At 74.0% G+C, this 14,573-nt stretch carries 12 protein-coding genes; 8 read left to right on the top strand and 4 right to left on the bottom strand.

Features of this window, described 5'->3' with window-relative positions:
- Positions 1-99: 99 nt before the first annotated feature.
- Positions 100-1,482: an MBL fold metallo-hydrolase RNA specificity domain-containing protein gene (locus AOA12_RS04555; protein WP_054680775.1), complete on the bottom strand. Its 1,383-nt coding sequence runs from the start codon at positions 1,480-1,482 to the stop codon at positions 100-102.
- A 151-nt stretch (positions 1,483-1,633) separates the two neighbouring features.
- Between AOA12_RS04555 and AOA12_RS04550 the strand changes: the two genes are divergently transcribed.
- Complete coding sequence (locus AOA12_RS04550; RefSeq protein WP_054680773.1) at positions 1,634-3,106, top strand: aldehyde dehydrogenase family protein; 1,473 nt, start codon at positions 1,634-1,636, stop codon at positions 3,104-3,106.
- A gap of 333 nt (positions 3,107-3,439) precedes the next feature.
- Here AOA12_RS04550 and AOA12_RS04545 read toward each other — a convergent pair whose 3' ends face one another.
- On the bottom strand, positions 3,440-4,354 hold the full coding sequence (locus AOA12_RS04545) for a hydroxymethylglutaryl-CoA lyase (RefSeq protein ID WP_054680771.1): 915 nt from the start codon (positions 4,352-4,354) through the stop codon (positions 3,440-3,442).
- Positions 4,351-5,574 carry a CaiB/BaiF CoA transferase family protein gene (locus AOA12_RS04540; RefSeq protein ID WP_054680770.1) on the bottom strand — a complete coding sequence of 408 codons (1,224 nt, stop codon included), beginning with the start codon at positions 5,572-5,574 and terminating at the stop codon, positions 4,351-4,353. Before AOA12_RS04540 ends, AOA12_RS04545 begins: the two co-directional genes overlap by 4 nt.
- Positions 5,575-5,820: 246 nt before the next feature.
- On the opposite strand from AOA12_RS04540, the gene AOA12_RS04535 reads away from it, so the two are divergent.
- From AOA12_RS04535 to AOA12_RS04505, 7 genes are all read left to right on the top strand, one after another.
- Positions 5,821-6,282: a flavodoxin family protein gene (locus tag AOA12_RS04535; protein WP_231637181.1), complete on the top strand. Its 462-nt coding sequence runs from the start codon at positions 5,821-5,823 to the stop codon at positions 6,280-6,282.
- 77 nt (positions 6,283-6,359) lie between these two features.
- Positions 6,360-6,911 (top strand): SND2/TMEM208 family protein, encoded by a 552-nt coding sequence (locus tag AOA12_RS04530; protein WP_054680767.1) that lies wholly within the window; start codon positions 6,360-6,362, stop codon positions 6,909-6,911.
- A 157-nt stretch (positions 6,912-7,068) separates the two neighbouring features.
- Entirely contained in the window at positions 7,069-7,944 is an 876-nt protein-coding gene (locus tag AOA12_RS04525) for an ABC transporter substrate-binding protein (protein WP_054680764.1), read from the top strand.
- Positions 7,945-8,169: 225 nt separating this feature from the next.
- Positions 8,170-9,015 (top strand): amino acid ABC transporter permease, encoded by an 846-nt coding sequence (locus AOA12_RS04520; RefSeq protein WP_054686785.1) that lies wholly within the window; start codon positions 8,170-8,172, stop codon positions 9,013-9,015.
- Positions 9,012-9,746 carry an amino acid ABC transporter ATP-binding protein gene (locus AOA12_RS04515; RefSeq protein ID WP_054680762.1) on the top strand — a complete coding sequence of 245 codons (735 nt, stop codon included), beginning with the start codon at positions 9,012-9,014 and terminating at the stop codon, positions 9,744-9,746. The genes AOA12_RS04520 and AOA12_RS04515 overlap by 4 nt, the downstream gene beginning before the upstream one ends.
- A 275-nt stretch (positions 9,747-10,021) precedes the next feature.
- On the top strand, positions 10,022-11,959 hold the full coding sequence (locus tag AOA12_RS04510; RefSeq protein ID WP_054680760.1) for an ATP-binding cassette domain-containing protein: 1,938 nt from the start codon (positions 10,022-10,024) through the stop codon (positions 11,957-11,959).
- Positions 11,956-13,707: an ABC transporter ATP-binding protein gene (locus tag AOA12_RS04505; protein ID WP_054680756.1), complete on the top strand. Its 1,752-nt coding sequence runs from the start codon at positions 11,956-11,958 to the stop codon at positions 13,705-13,707. Before AOA12_RS04510 ends, AOA12_RS04505 begins: the two co-directional genes overlap by 4 nt.
- Positions 13,708-13,719: 12 nt before the next feature.
- On the opposite strand, the gene AOA12_RS04500 is transcribed toward AOA12_RS04505, so the two are convergent.
- Positions 13,720-14,349: a LuxR C-terminal-related transcriptional regulator gene (locus tag AOA12_RS04500; protein ID WP_054680751.1), complete on the bottom strand. Its 630-nt coding sequence runs from the start codon at positions 14,347-14,349 to the stop codon at positions 13,720-13,722.
- Positions 14,350-14,573 lie beyond the last annotated feature (224 nt).

Raw genomic sequence — 14,573 nt, 5'->3', positions numbered from 1 at the left:
GGATCCCGAATCCGTCCTGCACGGCGCACGACCGCGGCGCACAAGACCACGAGGCATAACCGCGGCACACGACCGCAGCGCCGAGGCCGGCCGCGGCGCTCAGACGACGACGGTCTCGCCGAGCCGGGGCACGCGGGCGTCCCAGCCCAGGTCGGTGCCGATCTGCCGGCGCAGGACGTCGGCGGCATCCGGCTCGCCGTGCGTGAGGAACGTCTGGCGCGGCGGCTCGGGCGCACCGCGCATCCACTCGAGGATCTGGCTGCGGTCGGCGTGCGCCGACAGCGCGCTGATCGAGTGCACCTGCGCCTCGATCGGCACGTCCTCGCCGAAGATGCGCAGCACCCGGTCGCCGCGCTGCAGCGCGGCCCCGCGCGTGCCGCCGGCCTGGAAGCCCGTGAGCACGATCGCGTTGCGCCGGTCGCGGCCGTACACCTCGATGTGGTGCAGCGCGCGCCCGCCCTCGAGCATGCCGCTCGCCGACACGATGATGCACGGGCCGCCGCGCAGGTTCAGCAGCTTCGACTCGTCGACCGAGCGCACGAGCGTCGCGAACGAGTACATCTCGGCGAACTCGCGGTCGTCGATGCGGTGCTCCTCGCGGTAGCGGCGGTAGATCTCCGCGGCATCCACGGCCATCGGGCTGTTGAGGAAGACGGGGACGTCGGGGATGCGTCCCGCCCGGCGCAGCCGCGACAGCTGCAGCAGGATCGCCTCGGCGCGCCCGATCGCGAAGGCGGGGATGATGACGACGCCGCCGCGCCGGCACACGGGATCGATCGCCGCGGCGAGCTCCTCGGCGGGGTCGACAGGCGCGTGGTCGCGGTCGCCGTACGTCGACTCCGACACGAGCACGTCGGTGCGCTCGAGCGGGGCGGGCGGCAGCATGAGCGGGTCGTCGGGCCGGCCGAGGTCTCCCGTGAAGTGGATGCGGCGGCCCGCGTGCTCGACCTGCAGCTGCGCGGCGCCGAGGATGTGCCCCGCGGGGAGGAAGCGGAAGCGGATGCCGCCGACCTCGATGCCCGAGCCCATCGGGTGCGAGACGAACCGGGTGAGCGCCCGCTCCGCGTCGGCGCGCGTGTAGAGCGGCTGCGGCGGGTTGTGCTTCGAGCGGCGGTGCCGCGCCCGGAAGCGGGCCTCCTCCTCCTGCAGGTAGCCGCTGTCGCGCAGGATCAGCCCGCTCAGCTCGGTCGTGCCGGCGGTCGCGTGGACGGGCCCCGCGAACCCGTCGCGCACGAGCTTGGGCAGGTAGCCGGTGTGGTCGAGGTGCGCGTGCGTCAGCACGACCGCGTCGATGCTGCGCGCGCCGACCGGGAACGGCTGGCGGTTGCGATCGCGCAGCGCCTTGTAGCCCTGGAAGAGGCCGCAGTCCACGAGCACGCGCGTGCCGTCGGCCTCGACGAGGTAGCGCGACCCCGTCACGGTGTCGACGGCGCCCCAGAAGGTGAGGCGCAGGGGGTCGGCGGAAGAGGCGGGACCGGTCATGCGCCCATTCTCCCGCGCGGCGTCCGGCGGCGCACGGCCCGGCGCGGGACCGGGTGGCCCTTCCCTTTTTCCACCGATCATGTATTTTATATATGAGCTATTCGCGTCGCCGCGTCCGGCGCGACATCGAGGTCGTCGAAGGAGATCGAACGTGACAATCGCCACCCCCGCATTCGTCCAGGGCACGAAGAAGCTGCTCATCGGCGGCGAATGGGTCGAGCCGAGCTCGGGCCAGTACATCGACGCCGTCAACCCCGCCAACGGCGAGGTGCTCGCGCGCATCGCCCAGGGCGACGCCCGCGACGTCGACCTCGCGGTCGCGGCCGCACGACGCGCGTTCGAGGGCCCGTGGAGCCAGTACACGCCGCACGAGCGCCGCAAGCTGCTGCTCAGCGTGCACGACGCGATCGTCGACAACTTCGAGGAGCTCGCGGTGATCGAGACCCTCGACATGGGCGCCCCGCTCGCCCGCACGCGCGGCTACAAGGAATGGCTGTCGCAGCTGCTGCAGTTCTATGCCGGGCAGACCGGCCTCCGCGGCATCCAGCAGACGCCGCCGCTGTCGATCGCCCCCGGCTTCACGGCGATCAAGACGCTCGAGCCCGTCGGCGTCGTGGGCGGCATCATCCCCTGGAACGGTCCCCTCATGGGCCTGTGGTGGATCTACGGCCCGGCGCTCGCGACGGGCTGCACGGCCGTGCTCAAGCCGGCCGAGGACGCCTCGCTCGCGGCGCTGCGCGTGTCGGAGCTGATGATGGAGGCGGGCGTGCCCGACGGCGTGATCAACGTCGTCACCGGCTACGGCAAGGACGTCGGCCAGGCGATGTCGGAGCACATGGGGATCGATCGCATCGCGTTCACCGGCTCGCTGCCGACGGCCCAGGCGATCGTGCGCGCCTCGGCGAACAACGTCAAGCGCCTGCAGCTCGAGCTCGGCGGCAAGTCGCCCGACATCGTCTTCGACGACGCCGACCTCGACAAGGCCGTGCCCGGCGCGGGCATGGGCGTGTTCACCAACTCGGGCCAGGTGTGCGTCGCGGGCACCCGCATCTTCGTGCAGCGCTCGATCCACGACGAGTTCGTCGAGCGCCTGAGCGCGTTCGCCAAGACCGTCAAGATCGGCGACGGCCTGGCCGACGGCGTGCAGATCGGCCCGCTCATCTCGCAGCGCCAGCTCGAGCGCGTGCAGCACTACATCGAGGTCGGCAGCAGGGAGGCGCAGCTCGTCAGCGGCGGCCAGCGCCTCGCCGGCGAGTTCGAGAAGGGCTTCTACATCGAGCCCACCGTGTTCGCGAACGTGAGCAACGACATGACGATCGCGCGCGAGGAGATCTTCGGGCCGGTGGCCTCGGTCATCCCCTTCGACACCGAGGAGGAGGCGCTCGCCCTCGCGAACGACACGCCCTACGGCCTCGCCGGCGGCCTCTGGACCGAGAACCTGGGACGCGCGCACCGCGTCTCGAGCGGCATCCGGTCGGGAACCGTATGGGTCAACACCTACGGCGTGATCGATCCCGCGATCGGCTTCGGCGGCACGAAGATGAGCGGCTACGGCTGGAAGGGCGGCCGCGAGCACGTCGAGAGCTTCCTCTACCAGAAGGCGACCTACTTCAACATCGCCTGACCCCGCCGGCGCCCCGCGCGCCATCCGCCCCGCCCCGCCCCGCCCGCACCCCCGTCGCCACGCTCCGCGCCGAGACGGTGCCCTCCACCGCGAGATGGTGGGTTTGTCGCCGAGATGGTGCCCACCGTCTCGGCGACAAACCCACCATCTCGGCGGAGAAGGCACCATCTCGCCGGAGAAGGCACCATCTCGCCGGAGAAGGCACCATCTCGGCGAGAAGGGCACCATCTCGGCGAGAAGGGCACCGTCTCGGCGAGGGAGGGATGCCGGGCGGGCGGGCGGCGGGATGGATGCCGCGAGGGCGCGCGGGAGGCCGGGCGCCGCGCGCGGGGGCTACGCGGGGAGGACCCAGGGGAAGGCGTGGGCGTCGCTGCGGGCGCCGGCGCGGGTGCGCGCGCGGTTCGGCTCGTCGAGCGTGCCCGTGACGTCCTCGCCGAGGCGCACGAGGGCGGCGAACGACTCCGGCGCGACCCAGTCGGGGCGCAGCGCGAACGCAAGGTCCTCCGTCGCGGTGTTGCCCGAGGCGCCCGGGGCGAACGGGCATCCGCCGAGGCCGCCGAGCGCGCCGTCGACGACCGTCGCGCCGTTGTCGACGGCCGCCACCGCGTTCGCGACGCCCAGGCCCCAGGTGTCGTGGCCGTGGAATACGACGCCGAGGCCCGGCCGGTGCCGGGCGACGAGCGCCGTGCGGGCGCCGGCCTCGGCGGGATGGGTCTGTCCCAGCGTGTCGCCGATCACGACGTCGACCGCCCCGTCGGTGCGCTCGTCGTCGAGGATCTCGGCGAGCCGCCGGCTCGGCACGATGCCCTCGAACGGGCACGTGAACGCCGTCGCGATGCACAGCTGCACGACGCCGCCGGCCTCGCGCGCCACGGCGATCGCGTCGGGCATGGCGTCCAGCGACGTCTCGGTGGGCCGGCCGAGGTTGGCGCGGTTGTGGCTGTCGGACGCCGAGAGGCAGTACGCGAAACGGCGCAGGCCCGCCGCCGCGGCCCGCTCGACGTGGCGCGGCGTCGCGGTCCACACCCACAGCCGGTCGCGCTCCTCGGGCTCGAGCGCCGCGACGACGTCGAGCGTGTCGGCGAGCGCGGGGATCAGGTCGGGCCGTGCCATCGAGCCGACCTCGATCTGGTCGACGCCGAGGGCGAAGAGCTCGCGCACGAGCTCGACCTTGCGCGCGGTCGGCAGCCCCCGGCCGACCAGCTGCAGCCCGTCGCGCAGGGTGACGTCGCGGATCTGCACGCTCATCGCATTCTCTCCTCATAGTCGTCGATGCGGTCGTCGCCCCAGCCCAGCCCGCGCAGGATCTCGCGGGTGTGCGCGCCGAGGTCGGGGCCGAGCGAGGCGATCTCGCGCGGCTCGCCGCCCACGACGGGCACGATGCCGGGAAAGCCGACGTCCGTCAGCAGCCGCTCCCCGTCGTGCACGTCGAAGCGCTGCACCATGCGGCGCGCGGCGTACTGCTCGTCGGCGCACACGTCCTCGGCGGTGTAGATGGGCCCCGAGGGGACGCCCGCGGCATCCAGCTCGCGCAGCGCCTCCGCGCTCGGGCGGGCGCCCGCCCACGCGCCGATCGCGTCGTCGAGCAGGTCGCGGGCGTCCCAGCGCCCCTCGTTCGACTGCAGGGCGGGATCGCGGGCCAGGTCGTCGCGGCCGATCACCGCCATGAGGCGCTGGAAGATGGCATCCCCGTTGCCGGCGACGACGATGCTCCTGTCGTCGGCGCAGAGGTAGGCGTTCGACGGCGCGATGCCCTGCATGCGGCCGCCCGTGCGCTCGCGTCGCACGCCGTAGGCCTCCCACTCGGGGAGGAGCGACTCGGTGACCGAGAGCATCGCCTCGTTGAGCGCGACGTCGATCGAGCGCTCGCGCAGGGCCGACGCGAGCGGGCCGTCGCGATGCCGCTCGCGCTCGAACAGCGACATCATGACGCCGAAGGCCGCGTAGATGCCCGCGATCGAGTCGCCGATCGACACCCCCGTGCGGCTCGGCGGCCGCCCCGGCTCGCCCACGAGCTCGCGGAAGCCGCCGTAGGCCTCGGCGACGGCGGCGAAGCCGGGCCGCGGCGACAGCGGACCGGTCTGGCCGAACGCCGAGACGCGCGCGACGACGAGGCCGGGGTTGACGGCCTCCAGCGTCGCCTCGTCGAGTCCCCACGCGTCGAGGGTGCCGGGGCGGAAGTTCTCCAACAGCACGTCGGCGTCTGCGAGCAGGTCGAGCACGATCCGCCGCCCCTCGTCGCTGCGCAGGTCGAGCACCAGCGAGCGCTTGCCGCGATTGATCGTGCGGTACAGCATCGACGTGTCGCCGCCGTACAGGCGCCAGCGCCGCAGCTCGTCGCCCGTGCGCGGGCGCTCGACCTTGACGACGTCGGCGCCGAAGTCGGCGAGCAGCCGTCCGGCGGTGGGCGCGGCGATGTAGTTGCCGAGCTCGACGACCCGCACCCCGTGCAGCGGAGCGTGACGCATTCGGACCTCCTCGATCGAGACGGATGCCGTGACACCCCCAGTCTCTCGCACCGGGCCCGCACCCTCGCACCCCGCACGATCGCGCCATCGCCCCCTGCACCATCGCGCGCCGAGTCAACCCTTCCTCGCCGAGTCAATCCCGCCTCAGCGCGAACCGGGGGTTGACTCGGCGCGCGGGGATTGACTCGGCGCGCGATGGTGCGGGGGTGGGTGGGCGGGGGCGGGAGACGGGTGGGCGGGCGTAGCATGAGCGGGGTGGCTACTCTGCTCATCGTGCATCACACGCCGTCGCCGGGCATGCAGGCGCTGCTCGAGGCGGTGCGGGAGGGCGCGCGCGACGACGCGATCGAGGGCGTCGACGTGGTCGTGCGTCCCGCGCTGTCGGCGGGTGCGAGCGACGTGCTGGCCGCCGACGGCATCCTTCTGGGCACGCCCGCGAACATCGGGTACATGTCGGGCGCCCTCAAGCACTTCTTCGACCAGATCTACTACCCGGTGCTGCAGGCCACGATCGGCCTGCCGTACGCGCTGTGGGTGCACGGCGACAACGACGCCGCGGGCGCGGTGCGCAGCGTCGAGACGATCGCGACGGGCCTGCAGTGGCGGCGCACGCGCGACCCGCTGAGCGTGCTCGGACCCGTGGATGCCGCGGCCCGCGAGGCCGCCTGGGAGCTCGGCGCGGCGACGGCGGCGGGCCTCACGCTCTGACGCGGCACTCCGGCCCAGTGCCCGATGCGCCGGGCGCAGGGGGTGCCCCGCGGACGCGGCCGACGTACCCTGGATGCATGAAGAACTGGGTCGTGCGCTTCGCATCGCTGTACGTGTTCAACATCGTCGTGCTGCTCGTCATCGGCCTGTTCACTCCGGCACGGATCGGGTTCCACGCGATCTGGGCCGCGGTCATCATGACCCTCGCCGAGCTGTTCGTGAAGCCGATCGTGCACCGCGCGTTCTCGAACGCCGCGGCGAAGTCGGCCGGCCAGCGCACGCGCGCGGGCGAGGGCCTCGTGCAGGGCGGCATCGTGCTCGTCGTCGCGGCGATCGTCTGGGTCATCACGCTGCTGCTGTCGCGCGCCAGCCTCGGCGGCAGCCTGTTCTGGGCGTGGGTGCTCCCGCCGGTCATCATCGCGATCGGCTGGTTCGTCTACGCCCGCATCGACGCCCGCGTGCAGGCCGCCGCGTCGGACATCTACGACCGCGCCGAGGCCGGCATCCGCGGTCAGAGCGCGCGTCCCGGTGCCGCCGCGCCGCCGTCGCCCGCCGCCGCGGCCGGTCGCGAGGAGCTGAAGGACGGCCTCACCCCCGAGCAGCGCCGCATGCTCGACGAGCTCGGCTGAGCGGGTCGCGCCGGCGAACACGCATGCGGACGCAGCGGCGCGGACCGGCCCGGCGGATGTAACAATGCGACGCCGGATCGCCGCCCTCGGCGCGAGAGCCGCGAGGATGGAGGGGCCGTCTGTCCCGACCGGCGCCCGCCGACCCCCGGAGTCCCCCATGTCGCGATCCGTTCTGCGCACCGTGCGCCTCGCTTCCGTCGTCGCGGGAGCGGCGCTGCTGCTCACCGCCTGCGCGTCGTCGCCCGCCGGCACCGCGTCATCGGAGCCGGCATCCGGCGACACCGCGACCAGCGTCGCCGACGAGGGCTTCCTCACGCCCGGCAAGTTCACGATCGCGACCGGTGAGATCGCGTACTACCCCTACGTGATCGACGACGACCCCGCGTCGGGCGAGGGCTTCGAGGCCGCCATCGCCTACGCGATCGCCGGCGAGCTGGGCTTCGCGCCCGAGGACGTCGAGTGGGTGCGCACGAGCTTCGAGGCCGCGATCGCGCCCGGGCCCAAGAACTTCGACGTCAACATCCAGCAGTACACGATCACCGAGGAGCGCCGGCAGGCCGTTGACTTCTCGTCGCCGTACTACGCGGCCAGCCAGGCGGTCGTGGCGATCGAGGGCGGCGCCGCCGACGGCGTCGACTCGCTCGCGGGCCTGAAGGGCCTCACCCTCGGCGCGATGGCCGGCTCGACGAGCGCGACGACGATCGACGAGGCCATCGCGCCCGACGTCGCCCCGCAGCTGTACAACTCGAACGAGGATGCCGTGGCCGCGCTCATCGCGAACCAGATCGACGCGATCGTGCTCGACCTGCCCACGGCCTACTACGCGACGGGCGTGTACATCGAGAACTCGTTCATCGTCGGCGAGCTGCCCGCCGCGGGCGTTCCCGACGAGTGGGGCGTGCTGCTGCCGAAGGACTCCCCGCTGACCGAGCGCGTCACCGCCGCGGTCGACGCGCTGCGCGAGAACGGCACGCTCGACCGCATCACGGAGGAGTGGCTCGGCGAGGGCCAGGGCGTCACCCTGCTCAAGTAGGCGCCCCGCGGCCTCCGCGGACGCTCCGCCGACGTCGATGCCCGGCTCCATCGTGTTCACGACTCAGGAAATCCGCCCGCCCGGCCGAGGGCGGACCGCGGGATCGCGCGGACGGCATCCGCTCGCCCGCGCGGCCTTCCTGAATTGTGCACACCGTTCGGGAGCGCGACGGCCGCTCGCGCACGGCCCGGCGGCGCGGCCGCGCTCGTCCGCTACCGTCGACTCGTGACCACGCACGAACCCAGCGCGCTCGAACAGGGCCGGCGCGCCTACCGGCAGCGGCGCGCGCAGCAGTCGGTGCTCGTCGCGATCGCCTCCACCGTCGTGGTCGCCGTCGTCGTCTGGGTGTTCGTCATCGACACCCCCGGGTGGGCGGCCGTGCAGAAGGCGTTCTTCGACCCGGAGATCGCCGTGCGCGCGCTGCCGCGGGTGTGGGCGGGGTTCCTGCTCAACCTGCAGGTGCTCGCGCTCTCGGTCGTCACGGTCGCGATCGTGGCGCTCGTGCTCGCGATGCTGCGCACGCTCCGCGGCCCCGTGTTCTTCCCCCTGCGGCTGCTCGCGGCGGCCTACACCGACCTGTTCCGCGGACTGCCGTTCATCATCGTGCTGTTCCTGATCGGCTTCGGACTGCCCACGCTCGCCGACACCCGCATCCCGCCGATCGTGCTGGGCACGCTCGCGGTCACGCTCACCTACTCGTCCTACGTCGCCGAGGTGCTGCGCGCGGGCATCGAGGCCGTGCATCCGTCGCAGCTGCTCGCGGCCCGCGCGCTCGGGCTCGGACACGCGCAGACGCTGCGCCGCGTCGTGCTGCCGCAGGCGCTGCGCAAGGTCACGCCGCCGCTGATGAACGACTTCGTGTCGATGCAGAAGGACGTGGGCCTCATCTCGATCCTGGGGGCGGTGGATGCCGTGCGCGCGGCGCAGACGGTGGCCGCGCAGACCTACAACTTCACGCCCTACGTCGTCGCCGGCGTGCTGTTCATCCTGCTCGCGATCCCCACGATCCGGCTCACCGACTGGTACACGGCGCGGCTGCGGGCGCGCGAGCAGGCGGGGGCGATCGTATGACGACGGTGCTGCGAGCGGTCGACCTCTGGAAGGCGTTCGGCGAGCGCGAGGTGCTGCGCGGCGTGTCGCTGGAGCTCGCGGTGCACGAGGTCGTCGCGCTCATCGGCCCGAGCGGCTCGGGCAAGTCGACGCTGCTGCGCTGCCTCGGGCTGCTGGAGCCGATCGACGACGGCCAGGTGTTCCTGGGCGATCAGGACATCTCCGATCCGCGCGTGGATGCCAACCGCGTGCGCGCCCGGTTCGGTGCCGTGTTCCAGAGCTACAACCTGTTCCCGCACCTGACGGTGCTCGACAACGTGACGCTCGCCGCGCGGGTCGTGCACCGCGTGCCGCGGCGCGAGGCGGAGCAGCGCGCGATGGAGCTGCTCGCCCGCATCGGGCTCGACGGCTTCGCGCGCGTGCACCCCGATCGGCTGTCGGGCGGACAGCAGCAGCGCGCCGCGATCGTGCGCGCGATCGCGACCGACCCCGAGGTGCTGCTGCTCGACGAGATCACCTCGGCGCTCGACCCCGAGCTCGTCGGCGAGGTGCTCGAGCTCGTGCGTGAGCTCGCCCGGGACGGCGCGACGATCCTCATGGCGACGCACGAGATGGCGTTCGCCCGCGACGTCGCCGACCGCGTCGTGTTCCTCGACGGCGGCGCGATCGTCGAGCAGGGACCACCGGCGCAGCTGTTCGCCGCGCCGCGCGAGGAACGCACGCGCGCGTTCCTGTCGCGGTTCACGGCGTAGCGCCCCCGCCCGGCGAGCAGGTGGGTTTCGCGCCGAGCCGGTGGATTTCTCACCGAGCAGGTGGGTTGTCCGCCGAGCAGGTGCCTTCCTCGCCGAGATGGTGGGCACCATCTCGGCGAGGAACCCACCATCTCGGCAGAGAGCGCACCCCGCCGCGTGTCTCAGCAGCGGCGGCTTGCCGGGCGAGAAGCCACCGGTCGTGGGACACGGTGCGGGACGCCGGCAGCGGGCCGGCGGCAGGGGCCGGCGAGTCGGACAGATGAGACAGTAGGGGGATGGCCTCTTCGCGACCCGGCGCTGCAGACGCTCCCCCGCTCCACCCGATCGTGCGCGCCTCGGTGCCGCGCAGCGCGCACGTCGTCGCGATCGTGCTCGCCTGGGCGCAGGGCGCGGCGCTCGCCGGGGTGTTCGTCGCCGTCGGGTGGGCGATCGACCTGCTGATCGCGGATGCGAGCCCGCTGCCGGCCGTCGGCACCGTCGCGGGACTCGTCCTCGTCGCCGCGGCGGCGTCGGCGGCGATCGCAGCGCACAGCGCCCGCGCGCAGTCGCGCGCCGAGACGGTCGTGCGCCGCGCCGTCGTGGACCGCCTGTACGAGGGCGGGCTGCGCGCGGCGGGACCGCGGTCGGGCGCGCTCGTCGCCCTCGCGACGGGGTCGGTCGAGCGCGCCGCGCACTACCGCGCGGGGTTCCTGGGACCGATCGTCGGATCGCTCAGCACGCCGCTCGTCGTGCTCGCCGTGTACGCGCTCACGACCGACGCCGCGATCGCCGGCATCCTCGCCGCGATGCTCGTCGTCGTGCCGCTCATCATCGGTGTCACCCAGCGCGCCGTGCGGCCGACCGGGTCGGCGCACCGCCGCGAGCAGATGCGGCTCGCGGCGGCGTTCCTGCAGGCCGTGCAGGGGCTGTCGACGCTCGTCGGGGCGCGTGCCGCGCAGCGCGAGGGCGAGCGGCTCGCTGCCCAGGGCGAGCGGCACCGGCGCGGCCTCATGCGCATCCTCGCCGTCAACCAGGTGCTCATCCTGGTGATCGACGCCACGGTGTCGCTCGCGATCGTGCTCGTCGCGATCGTGCTGGCCGCCGGCCGGCTCGGCGACGGCGCGCTGACGCTCGGCGCGGCCCTCGCCACGGTGCTCGTCGCGCTGCTCGTGATCGGCCCCGTCGACCTCGTGGGGCAGTTCTTCTACATCGGCATCGGCGGCCGCGCCGCCGAGCGCGCGCTCAGTGCCCACCTCGCGGGCGGCGCCGTTCACAATTCAGGAAATCCCGCCGGCCCTCCGCACGCGAACCGCGGAAATCCGGGCGAGCAGCACACCACAGCATCCGATCTTCCTGAATTGCGCACCCCGGATGCCGCCCCCACCGGCAGCCCCCGAGGCCCGGGCCATACCCCCGCAGCCACCCCCACAACCGCCGGAACCGTTCACAATTCAGGAAATCCCGCCGGCCACCCGCACGCGAACCGCGGAAACCCGGGCGAGCAGCACACCACAGCATCCGATCTTCCTGAATTGCGCACCCCGGATGCCGGACCCCCGGATGCCGGACCCCCGGCCGCCCCGGCCCTGGCGCTCGACGGGGTGACAGCGGGCTGGACGCCCGGGCGGCCCGTGCTGCACGACGTGACCCTGCGCGTCGAGCCGGGCGAGCACGTCGCCCTCGTCGGCCCGAGCGGCGTGGGCAAGTCGACCGTGTCGGCACTGCTGCAGGGGCACCTGCGCCCCGCGCGGGGCCGGGTGACCGTCGCGGGCGACGACACGGCGGAGACTCCGGCATCCGTCATCCGCGGCCGGCTCGCCGTCGTCGAGCAGCGCACGTTCCTCTTCCACGGCAGCATCGCCGACAACCTGCGCATCGCGGCGCCCCGGGCATCCGACGACGAACTGTGGCGGGCGCTCGCGATCGCGGGCCTCGACGACGAGGTGCGCGCCATGACGCGCGGCCTCGACACCCCCGTCGGCGAGCACGGCGCGAGCCTGTCGGGCGGGCAGAGCCAGCGCCTGGCGATCGCGCGGGCGGCGCTGCGCGACGCGCCCGTGCTCATCCTCGACGAGCCGACCTCGCAGGTGGACCTCGCGGGCGAGGCCGCGTTCCTGCGCAGCCTCGCCGAGCTCGCGCGGGGCCGCACGGTGCTCACGATCGCGCACCGTCCCGGCGCGATCCTCGCCGCCGACCGCACCATCGAGCTCACCCGCGAGGGGGCCGCCCGATGAGCACGCCCTCGCATCCCGCCGGACCCGCCCCTCGCCCCGCGCCCTCCCGACCCGCCGCCCCCTCCCGGCTCGAGCTGACCCGCTGGCTCGTGGGCCACACCCGGCGGCTGCTGCCGCCGCTCGTGCTCGCCACGCTCGCCCGCATCGTCGGCCACCTGCTCGGCGTCGCCGTGATCGTGCTCGCGGCGCTGAGCCTGGTGCGCATCGCCGCGGGCGACGACGTCCCGGTCGCGGGCCTCGTCGCCGCGATCGTCGCGATGAGCCTCGTCAAGGCCCTGCTGCGCTATCTGGAGCACTACGCCGGGCACTGGGTCGCGTTCACGGCGCTGCAGCGGCTGCGCGAACTGCTGTTCGCCCGGCTCGTCCCGCAGGCGCCCGCCGCGACGACGGGGCGCGCCTCGGCGGAGCTGACCGAGCGCGCGACGCGCGACATCGACCGCATCGAGGTGTTCTTCGCGCACACGTTCCCGCCGGTCGTCGCCTCGGTCGTCGTGCCCGCGGTCGCGCTCACCTGGTTCGCGATCGTGATCGACGCGGGGCTCGCGGCGATCGTCGCGGCGTTCCTCGCGGTCGCCCTCGCCCTGCCGTTCCTCGGCGCGAGAACGGCGTGGGCGGCCGCGCGCTCGGCCGCCGCGGCACGCGGACGCCTCGCGACGCACGTCGCCGACGACGTGCAGGGCCTGCGCGAGGTGCTCGCCTTCACCGCCGAGGACGCCCGCCGCGCGGGCCTGGAGCGGCTCGGCGACGAGGTCGCGCGCGGCTCCGCCCGCGTGGGCCGCACCGTCGCGGTGCGGCTGCTGCTCGAGCGGATGCTGTGGGGCGGATGCCTCGTCGCCCTGCTGCTGAGCGGTGCCGCGCCGGGCGACGTCGTCGCGGCCGTCGCGCTGCTGGTCGCCCTCTGGCTCGGGGGCGTGAGCACCGACGACTTCGCGACGGGGCTGGATGCCGCCTTCTCTGCCTGCGAGCGCGTGCAGCGCATCGTCGAGGCCGCCCCGCTCGTGCGCGACGAGGGCCGCGCGCGGCTCGCCGACGGCATCCTCTCGGTCGAGCTCGACGATGTGACCTTCCGCTATCCGGATCGCGACGAGCCCGCGCTCTCGCACGTCTCGGTGCGGTTCGACGGCGGCGGCTGGCACCGCGTGGCGGGGGTGTCGGGCAGCGGCAAGTCGACCCTGGCATCCCTCCTCGTGCGCGGCTGGGATCCCGACGGGGGACGCATCCTGCTCGGCGGCACCGACCTGCCCGCCCTGCCCCTCGACGCGGTGCGCGGCGCCGTCGCGGTGGTCGATCAGCGTCCCGTGCTGTTCACGGGCACCGTCGCCTCCAACCTGAGGCTCGCCCGTCCCGAGGCGGATGACGAGGAGCTGCGCGCCGCGCTGCACGCGGTCGGCCTCGACGACGCGCTCGCCGACGGCCTGCGCACGACGGTCGGCGAGCGCGGCACGACGCTGTCGGGCGGGCAGCTGCAGCGCCTCGCCCTCGCCCGGGCGCTCGTCGCCCGCTCCCGCGTGCTCGTGCTCGACGAGGCCCTGAGCCAGCTCGACGCCGGCACGGCGCAGACGGTGCGCGAACGGCTCGAGCACGCGGCATCCGGCACGACGGTCATCGAGATCACGCACCGCACCGACGTCATCCCCGACGACGCCACGGTCACGGTCGTCGACCGCGGCGAGGTCGTCGAGCACGGCGCCGCCGGAGCGCTGCGCACCGGCGGCGGACCGTTCGCGCGACTGTCGCTGCGGGCGTAGGGCGGGGCCGGCTCAGCCGTCGGCGAGGGCGTGCCCGCGATCGTCGATGAGGCCGTCCTCCACGGCCCGGCGGAACAGGTCGACCTTCGTGGGGGCGGCCCGCTCCGCCGCCGCGTACTTCGCACGGATGCGGCGGATATGATCGTGCACCGTCTCGCGCGAGATGTACAGCAGCACGGCGACCTCGCCCGCGGTGCGCCCTGCCGCGTACAGCGCGAGCACCTCTGCCTCGCGCCCCGTGAGCCCCGCGCGGCGGCGCGGAGGACGGGACCGATCACGACCCGCGCGGGCCGCCTCGCGCACGACGTGCACGATGGCCGAGGGCTCGTCCCTCTTGTGCACCAGGGCGACCGCTCCGGCCGCGCGCACCTCGCGCCCCCACCCGGCGCCTGGCCGCGCGGCGACCGCGACGACCCGGGCGTCCCGTCGCGCGAGGCGGCGCACCGCCGCGCGGAGCGCGGCACCCCCTCCGGGATCGGCCTCCAGCAGCACCACGTCGAGCGGAGGGCCGGCCTCCGCCACGCGGTCGACGGTCGTCTCCGCGACGGCGACGTGCATGTCGGGCTGCGCGCCGAGAAGCGCCGCCAGCCCCATGAGGATCACGGGCGAGCCGTCGACGATGCCCACCCGGATCCGTTCCATCGCGCTCCCTGCCCCGCGGCCCGTCCGCGGCGTGCCCCACGATTCTCGGCGGGCCCTTCCGCCGCACGCGCACGGGATGCGGGATGTCCGTGCCCGCACGACGGGATCTCCGTGCCGGCGCAGCGCGATCTCCGTGCTCCCGCCGCGCGCGCCCGTGCGCGAGGCCGGCTCCCCTGCGCCCCCGCCGTGGCAGGATGTGCTCGAAGACCCTCGGAGGAGTGTCC

Source organism: Microbacterium sp. No. 7 (genome assembly GCF_001314225.1).
Classification (GTDB): Bacteria; Actinomycetota; Actinomycetes; order Actinomycetales; family Microbacteriaceae; genus Microbacterium.
Note: the sequence above shows the minus strand (reverse complement) of the source record. Positions and strands in the feature narration are given on the sequence as shown.

Coding starts and splice junctions, on each gene's coding strand:
- AOA12_RS04555 (WP_054680775.1), bottom strand. CDS start 1,482: ATGACCGGTCCCGCCTCTTCCGCCGACCCCCTGCGCCTCACCTTCTGG.
- AOA12_RS04545 (WP_054680771.1), bottom strand. CDS start 4,354: ATGAGCGTGCAGATCCGCGACGTCACCCTGCGCGACGGGCTGCAGCTG.
- AOA12_RS04540 (WP_054680770.1), bottom strand. CDS start 5,574: ATGCGTCACGCTCCGCTGCACGGGGTGCGGGTCGTCGAGCTCGGCAAC.
- AOA12_RS04535 (WP_231637181.1), top strand. CDS start 5,821: ATGAGCGGGGTGGCTACTCTGCTCATCGTGCATCACACGCCGTCGCCG.
- AOA12_RS04530 (WP_054680767.1), top strand. CDS start 6,360: ATGAAGAACTGGGTCGTGCGCTTCGCATCGCTGTACGTGTTCAACATC.
- AOA12_RS04525 (WP_054680764.1), top strand. CDS start 7,069: ATGTCGCGATCCGTTCTGCGCACCGTGCGCCTCGCTTCCGTCGTCGCG.
- AOA12_RS04515 (WP_054680762.1), top strand. CDS start 9,012: ATGACGACGGTGCTGCGAGCGGTCGACCTCTGGAAGGCGTTCGGCGAG.
- AOA12_RS04510 (WP_054680760.1), top strand. CDS start 10,022: ATGGCCTCTTCGCGACCCGGCGCTGCAGACGCTCCCCCGCTCCACCCG.
- AOA12_RS04505 (WP_054680756.1), top strand. CDS start 11,956: ATGAGCACGCCCTCGCATCCCGCCGGACCCGCCCCTCGCCCCGCGCCC.
- AOA12_RS04500 (WP_054680751.1), bottom strand. CDS start 14,349: ATGGAACGGATCCGGGTGGGCATCGTCGACGGCTCGCCCGTGATCCTC.